24 protein-coding genes, 2 tRNA genes and 1 pseudogene are annotated in these 24,610 nt (G+C 69.3%); 10 read left to right on the top strand and 17 right to left on the bottom strand.

Annotated features, from left to right (window positions below; all coding sequences use genetic code 11):
• Positions 1 to 45 precede the first annotated feature (45 nt).
• From NT132_RS09665 to NT132_RS09680, 4 genes are all read right to left on the bottom strand, one after another.
• Positions 46 to 537, bottom strand: a complete 492-nt coding sequence (locus tag NT132_RS09665) for a CoA-binding protein (protein ID WP_297787963.1) — start codon at positions 535 to 537, stop codon at positions 46 to 48.
• A gap of 89 nt (positions 538 to 626) precedes the next feature.
• Positions 627 to 1,919: an O-acetylhomoserine aminocarboxypropyltransferase/cysteine synthase family protein gene (locus NT132_RS09670; RefSeq protein ID WP_297787849.1), complete on the bottom strand. Its 1,293-nt coding sequence runs from the start codon at positions 1,917 to 1,919 to the stop codon at positions 627 to 629.
• 119 nt (positions 1,920 to 2,038) lie between these two features.
• Positions 2,039 to 3,493, bottom strand: coding sequence for an NAD(P)/FAD-dependent oxidoreductase (locus NT132_RS09675; protein ID WP_297787851.1), 1,455 nt, complete (start codon positions 3,491 to 3,493; stop codon positions 2,039 to 2,041).
• Complete coding sequence (locus NT132_RS09680) at positions 3,490 to 4,017, bottom strand: SRPBCC family protein (RefSeq protein ID WP_297787853.1); 528 nt, start codon at positions 4,015 to 4,017, stop codon at positions 3,490 to 3,492. The genes NT132_RS09675 and NT132_RS09680 overlap by 4 nt, the downstream gene beginning before the upstream one ends.
• A gap of 112 nt (positions 4,018 to 4,129) precedes the next feature.
• On the opposite strand from NT132_RS09680, the gene NT132_RS09685 reads away from it, so the two are divergent.
• Complete coding sequence (locus NT132_RS09685; protein ID WP_297787855.1) at positions 4,130 to 5,605, top strand: lipase maturation factor family protein; 1,476 nt, start codon at positions 4,130 to 4,132, stop codon at positions 5,603 to 5,605.
• Positions 5,606 to 5,630: 25 nt separating this feature from the next.
• Here NT132_RS09685 and NT132_RS09690 read toward each other — a convergent pair whose 3' ends face one another.
• The 4 genes from NT132_RS09690 to NT132_RS09705 form a co-directional block, all read right to left on the bottom strand.
• Positions 5,631 to 6,200, bottom strand: a complete 570-nt coding sequence (locus NT132_RS09690) for a hypothetical protein (protein WP_297787857.1) — start codon at positions 6,198 to 6,200, stop codon at positions 5,631 to 5,633.
• 18 nt (positions 6,201 to 6,218) lie between these two features.
• Positions 6,219 to 7,367, bottom strand: a complete 1,149-nt coding sequence (locus NT132_RS09695) for a zinc-dependent alcohol dehydrogenase (protein WP_297787859.1) — start codon at positions 7,365 to 7,367, stop codon at positions 6,219 to 6,221.
• Positions 7,368 to 7,380: 13 nt separating this feature from the next.
• Positions 7,381 to 8,205, bottom strand: a complete 825-nt coding sequence (locus NT132_RS09700) for an SDR family oxidoreductase (RefSeq protein WP_297787861.1) — start codon at positions 8,203 to 8,205, stop codon at positions 7,381 to 7,383.
• 69 nt (positions 8,206 to 8,274) lie between these two features.
• On the bottom strand, positions 8,275 to 10,830 hold the full coding sequence (locus NT132_RS09705) for an MMPL family transporter (RefSeq protein ID WP_297787863.1): 2,556 nt from the start codon (positions 10,828 to 10,830) through the stop codon (positions 8,275 to 8,277).
• Between the two features lie 151 nt (positions 10,831 to 10,981).
• On the opposite strand from NT132_RS09705, the gene NT132_RS09710 reads away from it, so the two are divergent.
• The 3 genes from NT132_RS09710 to NT132_RS09720 all read left to right on the top strand — a co-directional run bounded on the left by NT132_RS09710 (position 10,982) and on the right by NT132_RS09720 (position 12,471).
• Entirely contained in the window at positions 10,982 to 11,554 is a 573-nt protein-coding gene (locus NT132_RS09710) for a TetR/AcrR family transcriptional regulator (RefSeq protein WP_297787865.1), read from the top strand.
• Between the two features lie 38 nt (positions 11,555 to 11,592).
• Positions 11,593 to 12,021, top strand: coding sequence for a hypothetical protein (locus NT132_RS09715; protein ID WP_297787867.1), 429 nt, complete (start codon positions 11,593 to 11,595; stop codon positions 12,019 to 12,021).
• Between the two features lie 132 nt (positions 12,022 to 12,153).
• Positions 12,154 to 12,471 carry a hypothetical protein gene (locus tag NT132_RS09720; protein ID WP_297787869.1) on the top strand — a complete coding sequence of 106 codons (318 nt, stop codon included), beginning with the start codon at positions 12,154 to 12,156 and terminating at the stop codon, positions 12,469 to 12,471.
• 14 nt (positions 12,472 to 12,485) lie between these two features.
• Here NT132_RS09720 and NT132_RS09725 read toward each other — a convergent pair whose 3' ends face one another.
• Positions 12,486 to 13,091 carry a dihydrofolate reductase family protein gene (locus NT132_RS09725; protein ID WP_297787871.1) on the bottom strand — a complete coding sequence of 202 codons (606 nt, stop codon included), beginning with the start codon at positions 13,089 to 13,091 and terminating at the stop codon, positions 12,486 to 12,488.
• A 67-nt stretch (positions 13,092 to 13,158) separates the two neighbouring features.
• On the opposite strand from NT132_RS09725, the gene NT132_RS09730 reads away from it, so the two are divergent.
• From NT132_RS09730 to NT132_RS09755, 6 genes are all read left to right on the top strand, one after another.
• Positions 13,159 to 13,578, top strand: coding sequence for a DUF2255 family protein (locus NT132_RS09730; protein WP_297787873.1), 420 nt, complete (start codon positions 13,159 to 13,161; stop codon positions 13,576 to 13,578).
• A gap of 91 nt (positions 13,579 to 13,669) precedes the next feature.
• Complete coding sequence (locus tag NT132_RS09735) at positions 13,670 to 15,073, top strand: FAD-binding oxidoreductase (RefSeq protein ID WP_297787876.1); 1,404 nt, start codon at positions 13,670 to 13,672, stop codon at positions 15,071 to 15,073.
• 23 nt (positions 15,074 to 15,096) lie between these two features.
• Positions 15,097 to 15,507 (top strand): hypothetical protein, encoded by a 411-nt coding sequence (locus tag NT132_RS09740; protein WP_297787878.1) that lies wholly within the window; start codon positions 15,097 to 15,099, stop codon positions 15,505 to 15,507.
• A gap of 55 nt (positions 15,508 to 15,562) precedes the next feature.
• Positions 15,563 to 16,303 carry an acetolactate decarboxylase gene (gene budA, locus NT132_RS09745; RefSeq protein WP_297787880.1) on the top strand — a complete coding sequence of 247 codons (741 nt, stop codon included), beginning with the start codon at positions 15,563 to 15,565 and terminating at the stop codon, positions 16,301 to 16,303.
• Positions 16,304 to 16,347: 44 nt separating this feature from the next.
• The gene (locus NT132_RS09750) at positions 16,348 to 16,998 is read left to right on the top strand and encodes a hypothetical protein (RefSeq protein ID WP_297787882.1); all 651 of its coding nucleotides are present in this window, start codon (positions 16,348 to 16,350) and stop codon (positions 16,996 to 16,998) included.
• Between the two features lie 104 nt (positions 16,999 to 17,102).
• Positions 17,103 to 18,140: a DUF4365 domain-containing protein gene (locus NT132_RS09755; protein ID WP_297787885.1), complete on the top strand. Its 1,038-nt coding sequence runs from the start codon at positions 17,103 to 17,105 to the stop codon at positions 18,138 to 18,140.
• Between the two features lie 206 nt (positions 18,141 to 18,346).
• On the opposite strand, the gene NT132_RS09760 is transcribed toward NT132_RS09755, so the two are convergent.
• The 8 genes and pseudogenes from NT132_RS09760 to NT132_RS09795 form a co-directional block, all read right to left on the bottom strand.
• A tRNA-Met gene (locus NT132_RS09760) sits at positions 18,347 to 18,420 on the bottom strand.
• Positions 18,421 to 18,455: 35 nt separating this feature from the next.
• A tRNA-Thr gene (locus NT132_RS09765) sits at positions 18,456 to 18,527 on the bottom strand.
• Positions 18,528 to 18,595: 68 nt separating this feature from the next.
• On the bottom strand, positions 18,596 to 19,855 hold the full coding sequence (locus tag NT132_RS09770) for a M23 family metallopeptidase (protein WP_297787887.1): 1,260 nt from the start codon (positions 19,853 to 19,855) through the stop codon (positions 18,596 to 18,598).
• Between the two features lie 173 nt (positions 19,856 to 20,028).
• Positions 20,029 to 20,823, bottom strand: coding sequence for an inositol monophosphatase family protein (locus tag NT132_RS09775; RefSeq protein ID WP_297787889.1), 795 nt, complete (start codon positions 20,821 to 20,823; stop codon positions 20,029 to 20,031).
• A 19-nt stretch (positions 20,824 to 20,842) separates the two neighbouring features.
• Positions 20,843 to 21,787 carry a hypothetical protein gene (locus NT132_RS09780; protein ID WP_297787891.1) on the bottom strand — a complete coding sequence of 315 codons (945 nt, stop codon included), beginning with the start codon at positions 21,785 to 21,787 and terminating at the stop codon, positions 20,843 to 20,845.
• Between the two features lie 125 nt (positions 21,788 to 21,912).
• Complete coding sequence (locus tag NT132_RS09785) at positions 21,913 to 23,124, bottom strand: MFS transporter (RefSeq protein ID WP_297787893.1); 1,212 nt, start codon at positions 23,122 to 23,124, stop codon at positions 21,913 to 21,915.
• The gene (locus tag NT132_RS09790) at positions 23,121 to 23,864 is read right to left on the bottom strand and encodes a dienelactone hydrolase family protein (RefSeq protein ID WP_297787895.1); all 744 of its coding nucleotides are present in this window, start codon (positions 23,862 to 23,864) and stop codon (positions 23,121 to 23,123) included. Before NT132_RS09790 ends, NT132_RS09785 begins: the two co-directional genes overlap by 4 nt.
• Positions 23,861 to 24,562 (bottom strand): annotated as a pseudogene (locus tag NT132_RS09795) (hypothetical protein); the annotation flags it as partial. The gene NT132_RS09790 and the pseudogene NT132_RS09795, both read right to left, overlap by 4 nt.
• Positions 24,563 to 24,610 lie beyond the last annotated feature (48 nt).

Genomic DNA, 24,610 nt, shown 5'->3' on the forward strand with positions numbered 1-24,610 from the left:
CGGGTGCTCACTCGCGCAGTGGGTGCTCGTTCGCGAGAAGTCGCGTCAGCGCAGGGTGCGGCGTGCGCTGATCTGGCCGGTGTCGAACCCCATGAGGTGCAGGCCGCCGTGGAAGCGGGCGTGCTCGATCTTCAGGCACCGGTCCATGACGACGGTGAGTCCCTTCGACTCGCCGTCGCGGGCCGCATCCTCGTTCCAGATGCCGAGCTGCGCCCACACCACCGGCGCGCCGACGGCGAGCACGTCATCGATCACCGCGGGCAGGTCCGAGGCTTTCCGGAACACGTCGACGATGTCGGGAACCTCGGGCAGCGATGCCAGGTCGGGGTACGCCGGCTGCCCCAGGATCTCGGTGGCGTTCGGGTTCACGAAGTACACGCGGTAGTCGCTGGACTGCTGCAGGTAGGTGCCGACGAAGTAGCTGGAGCGCGCGGGGTTCGGCGAGGCGCCGACGATCGCGATGCTCTTCGCGTCCCGGAGGATGCGGAGGCGCTCCTTCGCGGACGGTCCCACCCACGTGCGCTGCGAGCGCAGCAGCTTTGCCAGCGGGGAGGATGCGGGCAGCGCACAGGTGAGGCCGTTGGCCAGGCGGGTGTCGACGAGTTCGTCGCTCACAGTGTCCTCCATCAAAGTGCCTTCTGCGCGGCGTCGAGCGCCTGGTCGAGGTCGTACAGGATGTCATCCAGGTCCTCGATGCCCACGCTGATGCGGACGAGGCCCGGCAGCACGCCGCCGTCGATGAGCTGCTGCTCGGTGAGCTGCGCGTGCGTGGTGGAGGCGGGGTGGATGACGAGGGTCTTCGCGTCGCCGATGTTGGCGAGGTGGCTGGCAAGGTCCACCGACTCGATGAAGGTCCGACCGGCCTCTCGGCCACCCTTGACCCCGAAGCTGAAGACGGCGCCCGGGCCCTCGGGCAGGTATTTGTTCGCCCGGTCGTGGTGCGGATGCTGCGGCAGCCCCGCCCAGTTGACGAAGTCGATGCGGGGGTCGGCGTCCAGCCACTGCGCCACGGCGCGGGCGTTCTCGACGTGCGCCTTCATGCGGAACGGCAGCGTCTCCACGCCCTGCGCGAGCAGAAACGCGGAGTGCGGCGCGAGGGCGGGTCCGATGTCGCGGAGCTGTTCGGCGCGCAGCCGCGTGAGGAAGGCGTACTCGCCGAAGTTGCCGGACCACTCGAGGCCGCCGTAGCTCGGCACCGGCTCGGTGAACAGCGGGAAGCGGTCGGAGTGCCAGTCGAAGCGGCCGGACTCGACGACCACCCCGCCGAGGGTGGTGCCGTGTCCGCCGAGGAACTTCGTCGCCGAGTGGATGACAATGTCGGCACCCCACTCGATTGGGCGGCACAGGTAGGGCGTGGCAACGGTGGAGTCGATGATCAGCGGCACGCCCGCATCCCGGGCCACCTGCGAGAGGCCCTCGATGTCGGCGATCTCGCCAGACGGGTTCGCGATCGTCTCGGCGAAGATCGCCTTCGTGGTCGGGGTGACGGCGGCGGCGTAGTCCGCCGGGTCGGCGGAGGCGACGAAGGTCGTCTCCACGCCGAAGCGCCGCAGCGTCACGTCGAGCTGTGTGATGGATCCGCCGTAGAGGTTCGCGCTGGCGACGATGTGGTCGCCGGCCCCGGCGAGCGAGGCGAAGGTGATGAACTGCGCGGCCAGGCCGCTAGAGGTGGCGACGGCACCGAGGCCCTGCTCGAGCGAGGCGATGCGCTCTTCGAACGAGGCGACCGTGGGGTTCGCGAGACGGCTGTAGATGTTGCCGTACTTCTGCAGCGCGAACCGGGCTGCAGCGTCGTCGGTGTCGTCGAAGACGAACGATGCGGACTGATAGATCGGCAGCGCGCGGGCACCGGTGACGGCATCCGGGATGTTGCCGGCGTGGATCGCACGCGTGCGGAAACCGTATTCGCGGTCAGCCATGGAAGACCCTTCGGGCGGAAGCGTGTGGGAGCCTCCCGAGCCTACCTTCCACCGTTTCCCGGCCGCGGCGTACCCGTCTCGAAGCGTCACACGGATGCGGCGGCGCCCGGCCGCGCGCCTCAGCTGCCAGGCGACAGGTCGGGGGTCTCCCGCACACCGAACTCGTGGCGGAGGGCGCTGCGCGCAGCCCACCAGCCCGCCAGCCCGTGGACGCCGGGGCCCGGAGAGGTGGATGCGGAGCAGAGGTAGACCCCCGGGATCGGGGTGCGCCACGGGTCGGGGCGGAGCACCGGCCGGCGCAGCAGCTGCGGCAGGGTCGGAACGCCCGCGGTGATGTCGCCGCCGGGGTAGTTCGCGTTGTGGCGGGCGACATCGACCGCGGTGCGGGACCGTGTGGCGAGGATCGTGTCGCGGAAGCCGGGAGCGAAGCGTTCGACTTGCCGGATGACCGCCTCCTGCCGATCCACATCACTCCCCGCCGGCACGTGCGTGTAGGCCCACAGTGTGTGACGGCCGGCGGGAGCGCGCGAGGGGTCGAACACCGTCGGCTGCGAGACGAGCACGTACGGCCGCTCCGGCATCCGGCCGCGCTCGACTGCGTTCTCGGATGCAGCGATCTCGGCGCGGGTGCCGCCGATGTGCACGGCGGCAGCATCCGTCACCGCGGGGTCGGCCCACGGCACCGGCTCGGACAGCGCGAAGTCGACCTTCGCGACGCCCGGGCCGTAGCGGAACCGCCGCATCGCCTCGTAGTAGCCCGCGGGGAGGTGACCCGAGCCGAGGCGGGCGAAGGCGCGGGGGGTGACGTCGAGGAGCACGGCCCGGGCGGGCGGGAGCTCGTCGAGCGAGGTCACCTCGTGGTCGGTCACGATCTCGCCGCCGTGGGCGCGGATGTCGTCGGCCATGGCGTCGGCGATCGCCTGCGTGCCACCGATGGGGATCGGCCAGCCGCGGGCATGGGCGTAGGTGGCGAGCGCCAGCCCGGCGCCGGCGCCGCTCAGGCTCGGCTGATGCAGCATGGTGTGCGCGGCGACGCCGGTGACCAGGGCCGCGGCCGCTTCACCGCGGAAGCGGAGGTTCCACGCGGGCGAACCCTGCTCGAGCGAGCGCAGCCCGAAGGCCACCGCGGCCAGCGGGTCGGGTGGGATGCGCAGCAGCGATCCGCCGGTGAAGTCGGCCACCCCGGCAGCGCGCTCGACGAGGGGCCGCATGAGGCGCGAATACCGTCCGCCGTCCCGGCCGAGTTCGTCGGCGGTGCGGTTCAGATCCCGATAGGCGAGCACCGCGCGCCGGCCGTCGAGCGGGTGGGCGTACGAGACCTCCGGCACGACGAAGCGCACCCGGTCGGTGAGGCCGAACTCCTGGAAGAACCGCGATTCGAACGCGAGCGGGTGCACCGCTGAGCACACGTCGTGCAGGTACCCGGGCAGGGTGAGCGGGGCGGAGGCGGCACCGCCGCCGAGGCGGGATGCGGTCTCGTAGACGCGGACGCGATGTCCGGCGCGCGCCATGATCACCGCGGCGGCGAGCCCGTTGGGCCCGGATCCGACGACGACGACGTCGACCTCGCTCACGCGCCCTCCCCGGCGTCCGCCGCGGGGGTCACGGCCGCGTCGGCGAGAGCGGTCGCATCCGCATCCGCCCCGGACTCGCCCCGTCCGCGACGGGCGATGCCCTCGGCGAGGAATGCCAGGCGCTGCAGCGTCTCGGCGTTCCGCCACCGGATCAGCAGGTCCATCACGGGCGCCGGCACGAGGGTCGCAGGTCCCGAGGACGCGTGCTCCTCGATCCGCACCAGCGACCCGCCCCGGAAGGGCTTCACCTCGAGGGTCACCTGAGCCTCGCCCACGGGCCAGCCGCGGGCCTGCAGCACGAACCGGCGCGGCGGTTCGTAGGCGAGCACCTCGGTGGTGTCATCGAGGAGCGCGGGCCAGGTGCCGACGGAGTGGTGCAGCTCGGCGCCCGGATGCGGCCAGTCGACGTCGACGTCACGCATCCGCGAGGCGCCCACCACCCAGGAGGGGAAGAGCCAGCCGTCCTCGAACACGCGGAAGACATCCTCCGGATCGCAGGCCATGGCCCGGACGTTACGCGCCATCGTGACTCCTTCGGTCGGTGCTCAGGTTTTGTCGGCTCTGTGAACCCTGCCGTGACGCTTCCGGCCGTGCAAGCCCCTTCCGCCGTGCGGGTTCCCGGCTACCGTGTGCGGCATGGACGGCTTCGCGGCGGTCGACTACGAGCTGGGTCGGCAGGTGCTCCAGCGTGGCATCGCCGCGCTCTACCTCATCGCCTTCCTCTCGTCGCTGAACCAGTTCCGTCCGCTGCTCGGGGAACGGGGGCTCCTGCCGGCACCGGAGCTGCTGGCGTGGGCCGGCTCATCGGCGAGGCGTGCACGGATGCTGCGCCCGACGCTGTTCCGCCGCATCCGGTACACCGACCGCCGGCTTGTGGTCCTCTGCGTCGCCGGGATGATCGTCGCCGCCGCGCTCGTTGTGGGCCTCCCCCAGCTTGCGGGTCCGTGGGTGCCGATGCTGTGCTTCCTCGCGCTGTGGTTCGGGTACATGTCGATCACCAGCATCGGCCAGACCTTCTACGGCTTCGGCTGGGAGATGCTGCTGCTCGAGGCCGGGTTCCTCGCCGCCTTCCTCGGCTCGAATGACCAGCCGCCGCCCACCGTGGTCATCGTGCTGTTCTGGTGGCTGCTGTTCCGGTTGGAGTTCGGCGCCGGCATGATCAAGATCCGCGGCGGGCACGAGTGGCGCGATCTCACGGCACTGATGTACCACCACGAGACGCAGCCGATGCCGGGTCCGCTCAGCCGCCAGGCGCACCTGCTCCCCCGCTGGTTCCACCGGGTCGAGGTCGTCGGGAACCACGTCGCGCAGCTGGTGGTGCCGTTCCTGCTCTTCGCCCCGCTCCTCGCTCTGTGGCTGCCGGCGCCGGTCCCGCTCGTCATCGGCACGGTCGCCGCGCTCATCGTCATCGCGACGCAGGTATGGCTCGTCCTCACCGGCAACTTCGCGTGGCTCAACTGGGCGACGATCGTCCTCGCGTTCTCGGCGGTGGGGATCCCGGATGCGGGGGCTCCCGCCGCATCCGCGCCGCCGTGGCTGATCGACGGACTGCCGCTGGCGTGGTTCGTCGTCACGAGCGCGATCGCGCTCCTGTACGTCGGGCTGAGCGGCCCGGCGCTTCGGAACCTGTTCGCCCACCGGCAGCTGATGAACGCGAGCTTCACCCGCTGGCAGCTCGCAAACGCCTACGGCGCCTTCGGCACGGTCACGAAGGAACGCATCGAGATCGTCGTGGAGGGCACGGAGGACGAGGATCCCGACACTGCGACGTGGCACGAGTACGGGTTCCGCGGCAAGCCCGGCGACCTCCGCCGCATCCCGCCCCAGGTCGCGCCGTACCATCTGCGGCTGGACTGGTTGATGTGGTTCCTACCGCTCGGCGCGCCGCTCGACGAATGGTTCACGACGTTCCTGGCGCGTCTTCTCGCCGCGGATCCACCGACACTCGCGCTGCTGCGCACCGACCCGTTCGAGGGGCGGCGGCCCCGCTGGATCCGGGCGGTGTCGTACCGCTACCGGTTCGCCGACCGCGCCACTTTCCGCCGCGACCGCGTCCGCTGGGTCCGGGACCAGCGCCGGCTGGTGATCGGACCGGCGAGCCTTCCCGACTGAGCGGGGCGAACCCGCCGGTGCCGGCTCACCGACGAGCGCCGCGCGCGGCTTTCCGGACGATGGCGACGATCGCGAGGGCACCGAGGATCCACGGTCCGCCGATCAGCAGCGGGTCGATCCAGGAGTGGTGCGTGTCGACGCGACCACGGCGCGACGCCACCGGGTGGTGGCCTCGCTCCGCCATGATTCCGGTCTCGGTGAGGGGGTTGTCGGGACGCGCGGAGAACAGCGATCGGAGGTGCGCGCCGGTCGACTCCACGCGGTCGCCGAGCACCAGCAGCAGCCAGTGCGCGGCGCGTCCTTCGCTGAACCGTTCATACGCGTAGCGGCGGATGACACCCGAGACCCCGTGCAGGGGTTGGGCGGTGCCGAACACGGGCGTGAGGCGGGAGTGTTCGATGGAGCGCTCCCGGTAGCCGTGCGCGGTCTGCTGCTCGGGCAGCTCCCAGTGAGCGCCGGTGGACCCGCGCATGTCGACCTCCTTCGGGAAGGAGGGCCGGTCGGCCGGGTCGAGGTCCGCGCCCCACCCCGGGATGCGGTCGCGGAGTTCGTCGGGCGAAGGGACGGGCGAATGTCCGTCTGGGGTGTAGGGCATGGCGTGTCTCCTCTGGGATCAGGCCGACGGCGGGATGATGACGGGCTTGACGATGCCGTCGAGCTTCGCGGAGAACAGGTGATAGCCCTCTGCGATCTCGTCGAGCGGGATGCGGTGCGTGATCATGTCTTTCGGGGAGATGCGACCCGCCTGGATGTGTTCGAGCAGGCGGGGCCACTGCCGCTTCACCGGCGCCTGGTTCGTGCGGATCGTCAGGCCCTTGTTCATCGCATCGCCGAACTTCACCGCGCTGAACAGAGGTCCGTAGGCACCCATCACGGAGATGTTCCCGCCCTTGCGGACGGAATCGATCGCCCAGTTGAGCGCGATGGGCGAGCCGCCCTGCAGCTTGAGCTTGGCGGAAGTGATGTGCTGGACGAGGTTGCCGTCGGCCTCGGCCCCCACGGCGTCGATAGCGACGTCGACGCCGAGATAGTCCGTGATCTTCTTCATCAGCACGACGACGTCATCGTGCTCCGCGAAGTTGTAGGTCTCGGCGAACGCGAATTCCCGCGCTTTGGCCAGCCGGTATTCGAGATGGTCGACGACGATGACGCGGCCCGCACCCATGAGCCACGCGGACCGGGCCGCGGCGAGGCCGACGGGACCGGCACCCAGAACGAGCACGGTGTCACCCTCGGCGATGTCTCCCAGCTGGGCACCGAAATACCCGGTCGAGAATGCATCGGTGAGCATCAGGGCGTCCTCGTCGTCCAGCCAGTCCGGGATGATCGACGGCCCGACGTCGGCGAACGGGACGCGGACGAGCTCGGCCTGCCCGCCGTCGTACCCGCCGGCGGTGTGGGAGTAGCCGTAGATGCCGCCGAGCGCCGTGGCGTTGGCGTTGACGTTGTGGCAGTTGGAGAACAACCCGCGAGCGCAGAAGTAGCAGGTGCCGCAGAAGATGTTGAAGGGCACCATCACCCGGTCCCCAGGGGTCAGGGTCTGCACCGAGGAACCCACCACGACCACGCGTCCGATGAATTCGTGACCGAACGTGTGACCGATCCGGGTGTCGGGGATCATCCCGTGATAAAGATGCAGATCGGATCCGCAGATCGCTGCCCGTTCGACGCGGACGATCGCGTCGTTCGGATGCTGGATCGTCGGATCGGGCTTCTCTTCTACGCGCACCTTGTAGGGGCCGCGATAGGTCATTGCTTTCATCTCGTTCCTCCGCTCAGACGTTTCGCCAGTCGTGCGTGGTCAGGTGCGAGCCGGCCTGTGGGCCCATCTGGAGCATCCCGCCGTCTGCCACGACCGACGAGCCGGTGACGTAGCTCGCCTCGGGCGACGCGAGGAAAGCGATCACCGCCGCAATCTCGCGGGCGTCGCCCGGGCGTCCGAGCGGGATACCGGGACGGTCGGTGCCAACGGGGTCCTCATCGGTCTGGCCGGTCATCGGTGTCGCGATCTCGCCCGGGGCGACCGTGTTGGCGGGGATGCCGTAGCGGCCGAGTTCCAGCGCGGCGGTCTTGATGAGGCCGCCGAGCCCGTGCTTGGCGGCGTCGTACGCCGAGGAGCCGACACGGGGCTGATGCTCGTGCACACTCGACACCGCGATGATGCGGCCACCGCGGCCCTGCGCGATCATGCGGCGCGCAGCGCGCTGAACACAGACGAAGGGGCCGGTGAGATCGACGTCGAGCACCTGTCGCCACTCGTCGAGGCTGACGTCGACGAGCAAGGTCGACGCACCCGTACCGGCGTTGTTGACGAAGACGTCGATCCCGCCCAGCTCGTCCGCGAGTTGGTCGATGACATCGCCGCACTCCGGGATCTCGGCTGCATCGAGCCGGGCGACGACCGCGCGGGAACCGTGCGCCCGCACCTCGGCCGCCGTCTCTTCTGCCCCCTGCTCGTCACTGTGCCAGGTGATCCCGACATCCATCCCGGCCGCGGCGAGGGCCACCGCGGTGGCCCGGCCGATGCCGGAATCTGCGCCGGTGACGATGGCCCGACGGGGCGGGGGCACCTCTGCCGTGTCCGTGTGCAACTGATTCATGCGGGCGATGCTAAGCGAGCGCAACCGCCCCGGGAGGGGGTTGCGCTCGCCCGGCATCTGCCTTCCGGCTCAGCGCGTATCGGTGAGCTCGCGCGCCTCCCGGTCGGTCGATTCGGCGGCGGTGCTGACCGGGTGCGTCCGCTCCAGCGCGGCGCCCTCGACGTCGACATCGGGCAGGATGCGGTCGAGCCAGCGCGGCAGCCACCACGCCGACCTGCCGAACAGGTGCAGCAGCGCCGGGGTCAGCACCATCCGCACGACGAACGCATCGAAGAGCACGCCGATCGCGAGACCGAAACCGAGCGGCCGGATCATCGACAGGTGCGAGAACACGAAGCCGCCGAACACGGAGATCATGATGATCGCGGCCGCCGTGACGACCGCGCGGCCGTTGTGAAGACCGGCGACGACAGCGGACCGCGCTGACATGCCGTGCACGTAGGCCTCCCGCATCCCGGACACGAGGAACAGCTGATAGTCCATGGCGAGGCCGAACAGGACGCCCATGATGAGGATTGGCGCGAAGCTCAGCACCGGGCCCGGATCGTGCACGCCGAACACGGCGGAGAGCCAACCCCACTGATAGATCGCGGTGACCGCGCCGAGCGCTGCGAACAGCGACAGCACGTACCCGAGCGTCGCGATCACGGGCACGAGGATCGATCGGAACACCAGGATCATGATCAGCAGCGACAGCCCGACGACGACCAGCAGATAGATCGGTAGCGCGTCGGCCAGCTTCTGCGACACGTCGATGTTGCCGGATGCGGTCCCCGCCACTCCGATCTCGATGTCGCCGTCCACCCCGTCGACGGCGAGAGGCGACAGGTCGCGCAGATCGAACACGAGCTGTTCGGTCGAGGCGCTGGACGGGCCCTCCTCCGGCACGACCTGGAAGGCCATGATGGTGCGGTCATCGGACACCGCAATGGGGGCCACGGCGGAGACGTCCTCTTGGTCCATGAGGGTGGTGACGATGTCGGCCTGGACGGCGACCTCGTCGTCCTCGGCGACCGCCTCGGGGAGCTCAGCCACGAGGAGGAGCGCACCGTTGACCCCGGCACCGAACTTGTCGGTGATGATCGCGTTGGCCCGGTACTGCGTGGTATCGGTCGCATCCGAAGAGCCGTCCGGCAGACCGAGACGCATGGACAGCGCCGGGATGGCAATGACCAGCAGCGCCACGATCGCGATCACGGCCTGGCCAACGGCACGGGCGGTGCGCATGGGCTTCGGTGTCGTCGGGGCGTGGTCGGCGTGCCCGATCTTGGCGCGGGCGCGACGGCCGAGCACCTTGAGCTTCATCATGCCGAGCAGCGCCGGGGTGAGCGTCACGGCGACGAGCACGGCGACGACGACGCACACCGCGGCGACGGTGCCCATGACACCGAGGAACGGGATGCCGGTGATGTTCAGGGCGAGGAGCGCCACGACGACGGTGGACCCGGCGAACACGACGGCGTTACCCGAAGTGCCGTTGGCGAGCCCGATGGAGTCGTGCACGTCCATGCCCGCCAGCAGCTGCCGCCGGTGACGGTTGAGGATGAAGAGGGCGTAGTCGATGCCGACGGCCAGCCCCAGCATGACCCCGAGGACCGGGGTGATGGAGGCCATGTCGACCACGCCGGAGAAGGCGAGGGAGCCTGCCACGCCGACGCCGACGCCTACCAGCGAGGTGATGAGCGGCGCGAGGGCGGGGAGCACGGCCCGGAGCATCACGAGCAGCACGATGGCCGCGATGATCATGCCGACGATCTCACCGGGGCCGACGATGCCGTCGATCGAGGTGGCGATGGTGGAGGAGTAGTCGACCGCGACACCGTCGATGTCGGCGTCGTCGAGGATCGAGGCGACCTCGGCCTTCAGTTCGGCCGGCAGGCTGTACAGGTCGTCTTCGAATGCGATCGTGCCGACCGCGGCCGAACCGTCTTCGGACACGGTGCGGATCTGGCTCGCGGCCTCGAGCAGCGTCTGGCCGTCGGCGAGCTTCTGCGCCTCGGTCTCGAGGGTCTGCCGGTTCTCGTCGATCGTCGCCTGGCCAGCGTCGATCTGGGCCTGGCCAGCATCGATCTGCGCCTGCTGCGCGTCGAACTGCGCCTGCGCGCGGTCGTATGCGCCGGCGGCCTTCGCCTGGGCGATCGCCGCATCCAGCTGCTCCTGACCCGCATCCAGCTGGGCCTGACTGTCGTCCAGCTGCTGCTGCGCGGCATCCAGCTGCGCACGACCGTCGTCGATCTGCGTCTGTCCGTCCGCGAGCTGCTGCTCCTGGTCGGCGCGCTGAGCCTCGGTGTCGAACGGGTCGGAGATGCCGGCGATGCCGTCGGTGTCGGCGACCGTGTCGAGCAGGTCGCTGATCGCCTGCTGCTGTGCGGCGGTGAATTCGGACCCGTCCTCGGTGGAGAAGACCACCTGCCCGGTCGCGCCGGCGAGGTCGGGCAGTGCGTCGGCGAGCTGGTCACTCACCCGCTCGGTCTCGGTGTTCGGGATGGAGAAGTTCGTGGCGAGCGACCCACCGAAGGTGAGGAAGGCGCCGCCGGCGAGGCCCAGCAGCACGATCCAGCCGATGAGCACCGCCCAGGCGCGACGCGCCGAGAAACGGCCAAGACGGTAGAGCAGATTCGCCACGGCGAGCCCTTCGTGAAGTCGATGTTCGAGGGGGCGCGTCATCGAGCCGCATCCAATTTATCCGACGAGTGTCGGCGAAGAGTCGGGGGGTCCGTATTCTCAGCCAACACTCGGCCACCCACCGCCGCCGCGAGCCTGAAAGAATCGGGGGATGGATCCTCGAGCAGCTCGGACGCAGGCCCGCCTGCAGGACGCGCTGCTCGCCCTCGCCCGCGAGAGACCGCTCGACGAGATCACGGTCGGCGACATCACGGAACGCGCCGAGGTGAATCGGTCGAGCTTCTACCAGCACTACTCCGACAAGGAGACGCTGCTCGCGGACGCTTTGGAACGGATGGTGGACGAGGTCTCCGGCCAGCTGCTCGCCCGCGGCACGCCCGCCCCCGCGGGGATGCCGGAGGAGCTCGCACACTACCTGCAGCACCTGGCCGACAACGCTCCGCTCTACCGCCGCGTGCTGGGCGAGCACGGCTCTGCGGTCGTCGCGGCTCGACTGCGTCGCCGCGTGGAGGGCATCGTGACCGTGGCGGTCGGCGCCGACTCCGCCGCGTTCGTGGGCCTGCCGGTCGACGTCGTCGCGGCGGGCATCGCCGGCACGGCGCTCGGGGTGATCACCGCATGGATCTCGCGCGACCCGCTGCCGCCGGTCGACGTCGCCGCCGAATGGCTGTGGCGTGTCCTCACCGGTCCCGGCGCCCTGGCCGAGGCGGAGGCCAGAGCATGAGCCCGCGGCGGTCCCCGCGGCCCCGGGTCTCCGGTCGCGTGCTCATCACCGGAAATGCCGCGGACATCGTCGGCCAGCTCACCGAGGGCGCCCGCCGCGAAGGCATCGAGCTGATCGACGTCGACAGCACCGAGAAGGCGGACGTCGCCATCGCCGCGGTGCGCAGCAGCTCCCACTCCACCCTGGCCCTCGGCATCCACACCCTCGACGCGGTGTCGGACTACATCGCACCCGAGGCACCGCGGCTGGTGATCGCGGTGCGGGCGAAGCTCTCCATCGCCCCGGAGCGGCTGATGGGCCCGCTCGTGCGGGAGATCCTGTTCCAGGTCGCGGTCGCCACCGGGGGCCTCGATGGCGCGAAGAAGCTGCGCACAGCGCGGGCCCGCTTCGGCTCCGCGCTGCTCGATGCGGCCGGCCTGCATGTCTTCCGCATCGGCCGGATGCGGGTGCGCCCCCCGCGCGACTGAGGACAACGCCCTCGCCCGACGTTTTCACATCCGCCCGCGCTACGCTCGCGCTACCGGCCCGTCTGTCGCCGGGTCCATGCCGGCTCCGGCACGAATGCGAGGTCGAATTCCTCGCCAGTAAGGCGGTGCCTCATGGGCACCCTGTTCTACGGCGGAAACGCCCAACCCATCGACATCGACGACCGCACACTCGCCCACCTCAAGGTCGTCATCGCCACGAAACTGCGGCGCGGCGAGAGCTTCACCCTCAGCTGGACGCACGCGGAGAACGACGAGCCGGGACGCTCCACCCTGTGGGTGCACGCCTCGATCCCGCTGCGATTCTCGTTCGACAGCCCCGAGCCGGAACAGCTCAGCCCGGAATGGGTCAAGGAGCTCGCCGAATCCGCCAACTCCTCCGGCGGCATCCTGCTCGTACCCGAGCACATCCGCTCGAGCCAGAAGCGGTAGCGACCGGAACGCGCCTAGCTCACCCGCAGGTATCGGATGTGGGTGGCAAGCGGCGAGTGCAGCACCTCTACCGGTGAGAAGCCGAACGACTCGACGCCGTCGAAGATACGCTCCCCGGATCCGAGGAGGACGGGCGCGATATCGAGCGTGAGTTCGTCGATGACACCGGCGATGAGGGCCTGTCGCACCGTGGCCGCTCCGCCCGCGATGTCGATGCCACGATCGCCTGCCGCGTCCTGAGCCTGGGCATAGGCGGAATCGAAGCCGTCGGTGACGAAATGGAACGTCGTGCCGCCCTCCATCACGATCGGCGCGTGCGGGTGGTGGGTGAGCACGAACACCGGGGCGTGGTAGGGCGGTTCGGGTCCCCACCAGCCGCGCCAGTCCCCGTCCCACTCGCCACGGAGGGGACCGAACATGTTGCGCCCCATCACATAGGCGCCGCGCGGACGCATCAGCCAGGACGCCGCGGTCTCGTCGGCCTCGGTCGCACGTTCGTCCCCGATGTGCCAGCGGTGCACCTCGATGCCACCCACCCCGAGCGGCTGGTCACTGCTCTGTCCGGGTCCGGCGACGAAGCCGTCGAGTGAGAGGGACATGTGGCAGGTGGTGTCCGACATTCCGACCTTTCCAGGGTGTCCGCATCGGTGGCACGAATCTATCGGCTGCGGGTGGAGGATGGCGGTCATGAACACGGATGCGACCGAGGAGCCGGGACCCGCGAGCTCGGCGCCCGCCTGGTCCTCCGCAGACCTCCGCTTCTTCGACGATGTGCGAGAACTGGAGATCACCGCACCGCGGACGGACGGCACCTTCGGCGCCTGGACGCCGATCTGGGTCGTCGTCGTGAAGACCGACGTCTTCGTTCGCACCTGGCATCGCCGGGAGACCGGATGGTACGGGCGAGCCGTGCGGACACGACGCGCCCGCATCCGCGTGTCCGGAGAGACCGTCGACGTGATGGTCGACCCGACGGGCGAGTCGGATGCGGTGGATGAGGCGTATCGCGCGAAGTACGGCGCCGGCGGGGCACAGTCGATGGTCACGACCGAGGCTGCCGCATCCACGCTCCGACTGCGCGCGGTGCAACGAAGACATTCGTCGTAGCTGCCGCACCGGGCCGCTGCGTGGCGCCGGCATCTGCAGGGACCATCACAATGGGGGAAAGCACGGACTGTTCTTCCACCGGGGAGAGATCATGGGAACCACCGTTTTCGAAAGACGCGCGCCGCGCCCGAGCGTCGTCGACCACGCCCTGCAGGACACCGTGTTCGGCACGTTCTGGCTGGATGACATCGCCCGCACGCCCTACCCCGCGCTGCCGGGCGACGTCGACACCGACCTCGCCATCGTGGGCGGCGGATACACGGGCCTGTGGACCGCGATCCGCGCGAAGGAGCGGGACCCCGAGCGCCGGGTGGTGCTCGTCGAGGCGTCGCGCATCGCCTGGGCCGCATCCGGACGCAACGGCGGCTTCTGCGAGGCCAGCCTCACCCACGGGTACCAGAACGGCCGCACCCGGTGGCCGGACGAGATCGACCGCCTCGAGAGGATGGGCCTGGAGAACCTCGACGCCATCGAAGAGACGGTGAAGCGGTACGGCATGGACGTGGACTTCGAACGCACCGGCGCCCTCGCGGTCGCCGTCGAGCCCTACCAGGTCGACGAACTGCGCGAGGAGGAGAATTTCCTCGACCGGGACGCCGTCCGCGCCGAGGTGAACTCCGACACCTACCTCGCCGGTGCGTGGGACAAGGACGGCTGCGCGATCCTCCACCCCGGGAAGATGGGGTACGAGCTCGCCCGCATCGCGACGGAGCTCGGCGTGGAGATCTTCGAGCAGACTCTCGTGCGTCGGATCGACGCCGAACCAAGCGGCGCCGTGACCCTCGTGACCGACCGCGGGCGAGTCACCGCCCGCCACATCGCTCTCGGCACCAACGGCTTCCCGTCGCTGCTGAAGCGCAACCGCCTGATGACGGTGCCGGTGTACGACTACGTCCTCGTGACCGAACCGCTGAACGGGGAGCTGCGGGCGTCGATCGGCTGGTCGAACCGTCAGGGCGTTGCGGACATGGCGAACCAGTTCCACTACTACCGGCTGACGCCCGACAACCGGATCCTGTTCGGCGGGTACGAGGCGACGTACTTCCCCGGCGGCAAGGTCCGCCCCGAGTACGAGGACAAGATCGAAAGCCACCGGCTGGTCGCCTCGCACTTCTTCACCACGTTCCCGCAGCTCGAGGGCATCCGGTTCACGCACCGGTGGGCCGGGATGATCGACTCCTGCAGCCGGTTCTGCGCCTTCTTCGGGACGGCGCGCAAGGGCCGGGTCGCCTACGCGTCGGGCTTCACGGGGCTCGGCGTCGCGGCCACCCGCTTCGCCGCCGACGTCATGCTCGACCAGCTCGAGGGCCTCGACACCGAGCGCACCCGGCTGCAGATGGTGAAGGAGCGCCCGATTCCGTTCCCGCCCGAGCCTGCCGCATCCATCGGCGTGAACTTGGTGCGCCGGTCGATGGACCAGGCCGACCACAACGAAGGCAAGCGGAACCTGCTGCTGAAGACCCTCGACGCCATCGGGATGGGCTTCGACTCCTGACCCGTGAGCCCTACGGTGGACCCGTGAGCGCACTGCGGCGGAGCCTGTCCCTCGTCGGGGCGGGCGCCGTCGTGGCGACGCTGACGGGGTGCTCGCTCAACACGGTGATCTGGGGCGCCGACGGTGCCGCGGTCATTCAGGCGGCGGATGCGTTCGTGCAGGACATGGCGTCGACCGGTACGTCCGACCTGTTCTGCCCCGACGCGATCGCTGTGCCAGGCGAACGGGTCGACTGGAAGAATCTCGTCGCCGGTGAACGCTTTGTGGCGCATCGATGGCGCACGCAGGCGCCCCTCGATCCGCAGTGGAGCATCAACCTGCAAGGGATGCCGCCCGGTGCCGGGGCCAGCACGAGTTACCCCGGCGACGTCTTCTTCCGCGACACGGCGGACGGCCTGTGCGTGATCGACGTCATGTGGTGGGAGCTCGAGTGAGGCGTGGCCGAGCGAACGCGGCGTCGCAGGTCCTCCCCCGCGCTACTCTCGCCACGTGACGAGTGAACAGCCGGCGGACGCCGCAGTGACCCAATTCGCCGTGCTCGACGCCCTGCTCGCGGGGACGTACGAGTCGGGGATCACCGTGGCCGAGGTGCGGGGCCTGGGCGATTTCGGCATCGGATGCTGCGAAGAGCTCGGCGGCGAGGTGATCGTGCTCGATGGTGAGGTGTTCGAGTGCACGGTCGGCGAGCAGCCCGACCGGATGAGGGACGACCAGATTCTCCCGTTCGTGGACGTCTGCCGGTTCCCCGCCTCGTTCGCGGACCCGATCGCCGACTGCGATCTGCCGGCGTTCACCGCGCAGGTCGAGCAGAGTCTCGTGAGCCGCAACCTGTTCCACGCGGTCCGCGTCGACGGCGTCTTCACCGCCGTCCGTGTGCGTGTGACGCCGCGGCAGGAGCATCCCTACCGCCCGCTGGCGGAGGTCACGAGCGGGCAGATCGAGAGCGTGCTCGCCGACGCGCGCGGAACACTCGTCGGCTTCTGGGCACCGGCGATCTATCAGGGCATCACCGTCGCAGGGCTCCATGTGCACTTCATCGCGGAGGACCGCAGTATCGGCGGGCACGTCCTCGATGTCATCGTCGGTGCGGCCGAGCTGCGCCTCGCCGCCTACTCGCGCTTCAATCTGCAGCTGCCCACGGACGACCTCTTCCTGCGCACCGAGCTGACGCACAGCGAAGATCACCGCATCGTGGCGGTCGAAGGCGGGGCGGTCGCGCCCGCATCCTGACTTCTCTCCTTCTCTTGACCCGGCGCTCTCGCGAGAATGTGCACATGCGATCCGAGCAACCGCTGCCGGGCAATCCCTGGCCGCACGACATGGTTATCACCCTCGATGACAGCTCTCAGGCCCTGCTGCAGCTGTTGTGGCTGCGGGAGGCGTACGACCTACCCGTTGTCGGCGATGTTCCGCCTCCGCTGACCGACACCCCTGCGCGCGCGTCGCGTGCACTCTCCGAGGATCAGCGCGCACAATGGACGCGCGAGTGGCCCCGCATCTGGGATGCGATCACACGCCACACCGCAATCGAGCACGACCCGCTCCTGATCGAACGTGCGATGGCGGCGGGGATCGGTTCACCGGAACGGCTTGAGCTTCTGCAACAGATGGCGGGGCCCTCATGGCTGGACGCGTTCGGCGACGACGCGTTCGCCGACCCGTCGTACGAGGAGTGGGGGCGACGCGGGTTCGAGGCCGCCATGGCATCTCATGATCGAGCCTTGAAGGAACAGCCGGAGCGACGCGACCTCGCCGCCCTGGTACCGGCATGGGAGCGCGGGCTCACCACGATCGTGACGATTCCCTGCCGCGGCAGCTTCACTCGCACGCTCACTCCCGCGAGCCTCCTCGTCACCAACGAGACCCGCGCAGACAGCGGTGCGTACCGGGCCGCACTCCGGTCGTTCGTCGACCTGCAGCACTGAGCTTGCTCAGCCGAGCACCGCTCCGACCGCCCGGCAGACCTTCATCACGATTCGAGCTCGCTGCACGTGCACGGGCACTGCTCTGGTTTCCATATGCGACAGCAATGGACCGACGCCTGCCAAGATGTGGCACAGGTTACTTGCTGGGAGGTCGGCCCTTGAACGCAGACGGAAATCAATCAACAAGGCGGACGAAGGTATTGCACCCTAACCACAGTCGCGGGAGCGCGGGGGAGAAGTTTGTTGAGGGCGTGTTACCCGGTCATTGGGTGGTCCGCAAAGTTGTGCCCGACTACGGACTGGACTTGCACATCGAAGTATTCGATCTCCTCCAGGATGGTTCAGGATGGGCGCAAACGGCAGGCGAACACATCTACGCGCAGGTGAAGACAGATTCCGAAGTCTCACGGTACGACGCGATTGTCGGTCCGCGACTCAACGTCTCGAAGTTCAAGAGCGTGGAACGACGAGGCGATGATGATCGCCGTGTCGGCGTCGTATCTGTGCCCATCGACGTCGCGGAACTCGCAACGATCGAAGCGATGGGGTCGTCTGTCCCTGTGATCCTCTTCTGGGTAGATGTCGAGTTACACGCGGCGTATTACGTCTGTATGAATGACTACATTTCAAAAGTGCTACTCGTGGAAAACCCACGCTACGCAGAACAGCAAACAGTGAGCATCAGGATACCGGCACTGAACAGGATCGACGCGGAGACCACGGACTTCACCTACTTCTGGCTTCTCGCCCGTCGTTCAAAGCTCTACTCCCTCTTCAACCTGTTCAATTATCAGTTTCACGAGTTGGACTTCATCCGTAATCGGCATCCCAGCCGTGCCGACATTTCGGCATCCCAGGCGCTCGAGATGATCGACGTGTTCGTGTCGACGAACCTTCGCCTGGATGTCTGGGGTCGCCGCGGCGACGGCTGGTGGGCGCCCTTGGAGGACATCCACGGAGCGCTAACGACACTTCGCCGTCAAATGGAAGAGTTCAAACTGATCCCCACCCCGCAGCTCGAGAAGAGGCTGATGCACTACGGATGGGACACCATGCGCCGAGGCGCCAACCTAGGCCGAATGTACGAGGAAATCGTTCGCGAGTGGTATCTGCCGACACATCTTGCCGCGAGCCTTCGGTGACGGCGCGCTGGTCCGCGCCAGACTCGCCGAGGCTGTGCGCCCGGCCTCGGCGCAGCACTGAAGCCGGCACGTTTCGACTCGCTCCACGACCGGAGAAGCCGAACAAGCACAGGAAGAGCGGGGGCAAGGTGGACGCGGCCACTCGGACGCCGAGATCATCACATCCGGAAACGCAAAACCCCCGGTAGACCGGGGGTTCTTGTTTGTAGCAGGAGCGGGGCTTGAACCCGCGACCTCACGATTATGAGTCGTGCGCTCTCACCAACTGAGCTACCCTGCCGCGTTGCATCCGGCATGATTTCGAAGGATGCTGCGAGCCCCGAGTCAGGATTGAACTGACGACCCCTTCCTTACCATGGAAGTGCTCTACCACTGAGCTATCGGGGCGTGCTGCCCGCAAGCGGGCAACTAGAAGAGAATACCAGAGCCGAGGCGTCCTCCTGAAACCGAGACGCTTATTCGCCGTCGAGGCTCATGCGGCCGGCGTTCTCCCGCAACCATTCGATCGGATCGATCGCGGTCGTGCCGTTCGCGAGCACCTCGACGTGAGTGTGCGCCCCGAACGAACGCCCGGTGTTGCCGGTACGCCCGAGGTACTGTCCCGCCACCACGGTGTCGCCGACGCTGACCTGCAGCGACCCGTAGAGCATGTGACCGTAGCGGGTCGAGACGAGCTTGCCGTCGATGATGTGGTCGATGAGCACCGTCACCCCGAACGCGCCGCCGCTCTCGGTCGCGATGCGGACGGTGCCGGCCGCAATGGCCTGCACGTGCGCGCCCTGACCAGGCGTGAAGTCGGCGCCCTCGTGCAGCGCACCGGACCGCCAACCGTAGCCGTACGTGATCGGCACACCCACCGCGAACGGCCACTGGATGGCCGCGTTCGGGTTGTTCGAGAAGAAGGTGGAGTAGTTGGTGATCCCGACCTCGGACGCCAGCGACGCCGTGGTCGCCGTGGCGTAGTCGCTGCGGTCGAGGCTCGCGGTCGTCGCGGTGGCGGGGGCGACGTACGCCTGGATCTCGTCCGTGCCGCTGGCGGCCACATCGGAGGCGAGCGACACCGTGCCGAGCGCGGTGGTACCGGATGCGGCGGCGACGGCCTCCGCGGGGGTGGTCATGCCGACGGCGAGGAGCCCGACGATGCCCATGGCGCCGATCGTGGCGGAGGCGGCGGTGACCCGCTTGAACGCGGCGCCCCGGCCCAGAAGACGGCCCCGCTTCGGCTGCGTAGCCGCGTGCGGGGCGGATGCGGAGTCTTCGGCCGGCTCATCCTCGAGGATCGCGGCAGCCGCGACCTGGATGGGCGTCTCACCCGTGAAGGAGAAGAGCCGGGCGGCGGCCTCGAACTCGTCGACGACCGTACGGCCATCGGCGCGGACGGCCTCCACGAATTCGACCTCGGGGATCTCCTCGGCGGCGTCGACCTCGGCGGCATCGAGCTCGGCCAGAGTTGCGTCGACCTCACCCACCGGCTCGACGGTTTCGACCGTGACGGCGGTACCTGCGGGCTCGGACGTACCCGGAACGTCGTTGATCGTGACGAACGCCGCATCCTTCGCAGCCAGTTCACGAAGCTGCCGGCGCGTAAGAGGAACCGTGGGCGCGAGCACGTCGGCGGGGGCGGCAGGGGCTGCCGCATCCATCACACCGGTCTGATCGTCCGAGACCTGCTGCACATCGACCGCGTGAGCGGAGGGGCGGCGACTGCGGCGCAAGGGAGCGCTCTCAGCCTTTGTGTCTACGGAAATCAAAACTCTGAATCGCCTCAGTTCGTGTCGCGGGCGCGACGAGGATATCTGTACGGGTCAGTCGCCACTTCGGTCGGGAGACGAAGATAACGAACGGGTAAACACTACCTGGCTCGACCTGAGAATGCCATGCACGGAAGTCACTCTCTAATGACGGATACGAGCCGAGCGAAAAGGTCTGGTCCCGCGGCGATCGTCATCGCCCGCCCGACAGGCGCTCCGCCGATCCCGCCGACGAGTCCATCGGCCTCCTGCACGAGCAGCGCTCCCGCGGCGTGGTCCCACGGATGCAGGCCGCGCTCGAAGTAGCCGTCGAGGCGGCCGGCCGCGACACTCGCGAGGTCGAGCGACGCCGCACCCATCCGCCGGATGTCACGGGCCAGTGGCATGACCTTCGCGAGGCGGGCGAGGTCGCCCGCGTGCGTGGCCGGGTCGTAGCCGAATCCGGTGGCCAGCAGCGCGCCCGCCGCCGACACCGGGTCGTTGACCGCGAGGCGTCGATCGCCCAGCCAGGCACCTTCTCCCCGCGACGCACGGAACAGCTCACCCGAGACGGGGTTGAACACCACGCCCGCGAGGGCCGTCCACTCGCCGGGCTCCGGAGGACCCTCGACCACGGCGATGCTCACGGCGTAGGCGGGGATGCCGTAGGCGTAGTTGACCGTGCCGTCGATCGGATCGACCACCCACGTGATGCCGCTGCGTGACTCGCCCGCGCCGGACTCCTCGCCCAGGAACCCGTCGTCGGGGCGGGCATCCGCGATGCGCCGTCGGATGAGGTCCTCGACCTCACGGTCGGCCTCGGTGACGATATCCGCGATCGCCGACTTGGTCGCGGCGATCGACACTCCGGCCTCGCGGCGTCGCGCCGCCAACTCCCCCGCCTCGCGGGCGATGTCGACGGCGAGTTCCAGCAGGTCGTGGGATGCGGTCATGCGTCCCACGCTACCGGCGTCACTGCTGCGACGGCTGCGGCGGAAGAGGCGGCGGTGGCGGGAAGCCGGTGTAGCCGGCGGGCGGGGTCGGTTCCTGCGGCGGGGTCGAGGCCTGCGGCTCGGGCGGCGTGATGACCGGACCCTCCGACGGGTGCGGGGCGTAGGCCGCATCCGCCGTGGGCGAGGCGGTGTGCGTCGGCGCGTAGCCGGTCGGGTACCCGGTGTAATAGGCGTTCCAGTCCGGGCTGCCGTCGGGCAGCACCGGGAGCGGCGTGACCCCGTCGACGTAGGTGGGCCAGGTCGGTGCGGCGACGGGCGCCGGGCGCGGGCGCTTCGGCGCGAACAGCAGGTTGACCAGCGGGACGAGGGCGGTGCCGAGCGCGGCGAGGATCGTCACGGCGACGACGATGCGCCAGTAGATCTCATGGAAGTGCAACCACTCGTTCAGCATGAGCGGCAGCACCACCAGGACCGCGAGGAGGACGACGAGGCCGATGGTGGTGTACCCGACGACCTTGTTGAACGTGGTGGGCTGGCGCTGCAGTGCCTTGGTGAACAGGCGGATGTGGAGCACGGCGAGCTGGAGCACGAGCACGATGAGCAGGAACGAGAAGAGGCGCGTGATGCCCTCGAAGCCGTCCGACTCGTTCCCCTCTGGCATCCAGGTGAGGAACGCTCCGATCAGCAGCGCCAGGATCCAGCTGCCCATGCTGACGAGCGTGAACCAGTCGGGACGCTGGGGTGCGAGATGCGCCTCGAGGATCGCGACTCCGGCGAAGGCGGCCAGCAACACGATGGTGAGGAAGGCCCGGCCGATGATGCCGTTCTGCGAGCCGATCAGGACCCACACGACGCTCACGATCGCGGCGGCGATCAGGGCACCGATCGCCACCCAGATGGCCCAGCGCGCGAGCTTCGACGACCCGGAGGTCGCCTCGGTGGTCTGGTGTTCCGGTGCGGTCATCGCCACGCCCTCCCGCTCTGGCGGGCAGGTGCCCGCACCGCCCCATCCTGACACGCGGGCCCGCCGCCCGTGAGAGATTGTGCACATCGCCCGCCGCCCTGTCCACGGCGAAGCGGGCGACGGGGCTACCCGACGGCGACACGACGCCGGCGACCGCGAGACGCGAACCACCAGCAGACCAACGAACAGACCGAGCCGCCCACGACCACCGCGGACAAGGTGGACGCGCCGACGCCGATGAGTCCGGTGAGGGGCGACCCGAGTGCGCCGCCCAGGAACTGCGCCGCCCCGGTCAGCGCCGACGCCGCACCGCTCGCGACCAGCACCGACTGCCCCCAGCTGTGCGTAGCGGGCAGGACGAGCCCGGCACCCGCGGCGAAGACCGTGGATGCCAGCCACAGCGCGCCGTCGGCGAGACGGAGCTCCGCGACGACGAGCCCCAGCGCGCCGCCGCAGACGCACAGCATCAGCCCGAACGCGAGCGGGAACGACGAATGCTGGCGCCGCACGATTCGCCGGAACAGGAGGTTGGCCGAGAACATCGCCACCGCATTCGTGCCGAACACGAGCGCGAACACCGCGGGCGGATAGCCGAGCTCACGCTCCACGATGAACGAGGTCGTCGCGACGTAGGCGTAGAACCCGACGCCGAAGGCGAACATGCCCGCCGTGACCCAGACGAGCTCGGGATCCGCCAGTCCGCGCAGGAGCGACCGCACCACGCGGCGGTCGCTGACGCGGGCGGCCGGCGGGAGCGTCTCCGGCACGGTGAGGGCGAAGACGAGACTCAGCACCGCGCCCATTCCGGCGAGCGCGATGAAATCGGCACGCCATCCGCCGAGCGCGGCGATGCCGGCGCCCAGGACGGGCGCGATGACCGGCGCGATCGCGGTCACGGTGGAGAGCAGGCCGATGCGCGCGGCGACGGTGGGGCCGTCTGACGACACGTCCCGGATCACGCTGCGTGCGACCACGATCCCGGCGGCGCCGCAGAGCCCCACCAGCACTCGGACGGCGAGGAGCATCACCGGGTCCGTGGCGAGCGCGCTCAGCCCGCAGGCAACGGTCCACCCGAGGACGCCGACGAGGATGACCGGGCGCCGGCCGAGGCGGTCGCTGAGCGGGCCGCAGATGAGCTGCCCGAGGGCGATCCCGACGAGGCATCCCGTGATGCTCGCCTGAGCGAGCCAGTCGGGCCCGCCGAGATCCGCCTGCATCGCGGGTAGCGCGGGGGTATAGATGTCGATCGACAGCGGTGCGAGCGCCGTGAGCAGCGCCAACACCGCGAACATCCTCGCGGTGAACCGTGGGGATGTCGCCCGCAACGGTTCCCTCATCCGGTGACGCCCGGGATGATCTCCACGAGAAAGTGGGTCGTCGCCCGCTGCGACCGCGCGGCGCTCCGCGGCTCGTACGCGAACAGATCGGGATGCGGCGAGTCGGTCAGGTGCGGGTTGGTGAATGCGTGCGTCGTCCCGCTGTAGAGGTCGAGCTCCCACTCGACCTCGGCGGCATCCATCCCGGCCTGCAGGGACGCCCGCTGCTCAGGGGTGGCCATCGGGTCGATCGCCCCGGCGCTCACGAGCACGTTCAGGCCCGGGGCCGGTGTCCACACAGCGCCGGGATCGAGCAGGTCGAGTCCGGGGTGGATCGCGACGACGCCCCGCACCCGCCCACCGGTGCGGGCGAACTCGAGGGCGGAGGCGCCGCCGAAGCAGTAGCCCACCGTGACGATGCGCTCGGGGTCCACCTCGGGCTGTGCCCGTGCGGTGTCGTGGGCGGCGGCGATCCGGGCGATCCACGCGTCTCGGTCGCCGACGACCGCACCGATGCGCGGACCGATGGCGGAGGAATCGGTCTCGGTGGCGCGGTCACCCCAGACGTCCGCGGCGAACACCGTGTAGCCGAGGCCCGCGTACCGCTCCGCCTCGGCGAGCGAGAAGCCGCCGAGACCGAAAGCGTCGTGGATCAGCACCACGGTGGGCGCTTCCTGCCGTGCGGATGCGGCCAGCAGCATCCCCCGCATCCGGATCCCGCCGCTCGTGTACTCGACATCGCGCACGATCTCGATCGTCATCGCTGCTCCTCGTGCTCGGTGGCCGCGCGATATCTCGCCGCCCATTCCGCGTTCGGCGGGAACAGCCCATCGATCGGGTTGCCCGCCTCGACCTGCTCCACCACCCAGGCGTCCTCGCGCTCCTGCGCCGCAGCGTCCGCGGCGACCTCGGCGACGACCGCGGCCGGGATCACGATGACGCCGTCGTCATCGCCGACGATGACGTCACCCGGCATGACCGTGGCACCGCCGCAGGCGATCGGCACATCGTGCTCCCACGGCACATGGCGGCGGCCGAGCACGGCGGGGTGCGCGCTCTGGCTGAACACCGGCAGGCCGATCGCGGCGATCTGCGCGGCATCGCGCACCGCGCCGTCGGTCACCACACCCGCCGCGCCGCGCACCTTGGCACGCGTCACCAGGATGTCGCCGATCGTGCCCGCCTCGCGGACGCCCCGCGCGTCGACGACGAGCACGTCGCCGTCGCCGAGCGCGTCGATCGCCTGCTTCTGTGCATTGAACCCGCCGCCGTGCGTGGCAAACAGGTCCGCCCGGAACGGCAGCAGCCGCAGGGTGCGTGCTGTGCCGACCATGCGGTGTCCGGGCCGGTTTGCTGCGACGCCGTCGATGAAGACGTCGCCGAGCCCGCGCTTGCGCAGCGCGCTGCTGAGTGTGGAGACCGGGGTGGCTTCGAGCAGCGCCCGAAGCTCGGGGTCGAGTACGGTCATCAGGCGCTGTTCCTCTTCTGTCCGTTTCGCACGGGGCGC

Origin of the sequence: Microbacterium sp. (genome assembly GCF_026393345.1) — a bacterium.
GTDB lineage: Bacteria > Actinomycetota > Actinomycetes > Actinomycetales > Microbacteriaceae > Microbacterium.

Excerpts from the sequence above, each read along its gene's own strand:
- NT132_RS09670 (WP_297787849.1), bottom strand. The coding sequence starts at position 1,919 with ATGGCTGACCGCGAATACGGTTTCCGCACGCGTGCGATCCACGCCGGC.
- NT132_RS09695 (WP_297787859.1), bottom strand. The coding sequence starts at position 7,367 with ATGAAAGCAATGACCTATCGCGGCCCCTACAAGGTGCGCGTAGAAGAG.
- NT132_RS09710 (WP_297787865.1), top strand. The coding sequence starts at position 10,982 with ATGGATCCTCGAGCAGCTCGGACGCAGGCCCGCCTGCAGGACGCGCTG.
- NT132_RS09680 (WP_297787853.1), bottom strand. The coding sequence starts at position 4,017 with ATGGCGCGTAACGTCCGGGCCATGGCCTGCGATCCGGAGGATGTCTTC.
- NT132_RS09725 (WP_297787871.1), bottom strand. The coding sequence starts at position 13,091 with ATGTCGGACACCACCTGCCACATGTCCCTCTCACTCGACGGCTTCGTC.
- NT132_RS09780 (WP_297787891.1), bottom strand. The coding sequence starts at position 21,787 with ATGACCGCACCGGAACACCAGACCACCGAGGCGACCTCCGGGTCGTCG.
- NT132_RS09685 (WP_297787855.1), top strand. The coding sequence starts at position 4,130 with ATGGACGGCTTCGCGGCGGTCGACTACGAGCTGGGTCGGCAGGTGCTC.
- NT132_RS09775 (WP_297787889.1), bottom strand. The coding sequence starts at position 20,823 with ATGACCGCATCCCACGACCTGCTGGAACTCGCCGTCGACATCGCCCGC.
- NT132_RS09755 (WP_297787885.1), top strand. The coding sequence starts at position 17,103 with ATGGACCGACGCCTGCCAAGATGTGGCACAGGTTACTTGCTGGGAGGT.
- NT132_RS09735 (WP_297787876.1), top strand. The coding sequence starts at position 13,670 with ATGGGAACCACCGTTTTCGAAAGACGCGCGCCGCGCCCGAGCGTCGTC.
- NT132_RS09750 (WP_297787882.1), top strand. The coding sequence starts at position 16,348 with ATGCGATCCGAGCAACCGCTGCCGGGCAATCCCTGGCCGCACGACATG.
- NT132_RS09785 (WP_297787893.1), bottom strand. The coding sequence starts at position 23,124 with ATGAGGGAACCGTTGCGGGCGACATCCCCACGGTTCACCGCGAGGATG.
- NT132_RS09790 (WP_297787895.1), bottom strand. The coding sequence starts at position 23,864 with ATGACGATCGAGATCGTGCGCGATGTCGAGTACACGAGCGGCGGGATC.
- NT132_RS09730 (WP_297787873.1), top strand. The coding sequence starts at position 13,159 with ATGAACACGGATGCGACCGAGGAGCCGGGACCCGCGAGCTCGGCGCCC.
- NT132_RS09720 (WP_297787869.1), top strand. The coding sequence starts at position 12,154 with ATGGGCACCCTGTTCTACGGCGGAAACGCCCAACCCATCGACATCGAC.
- NT132_RS09700 (WP_297787861.1), bottom strand. The coding sequence starts at position 8,205 with ATGAATCAGTTGCACACGGACACGGCAGAGGTGCCCCCGCCCCGTCGG.
- NT132_RS09690 (WP_297787857.1), bottom strand. The coding sequence starts at position 6,200 with ATGCCCTACACCCCAGACGGACATTCGCCCGTCCCTTCGCCCGACGAA.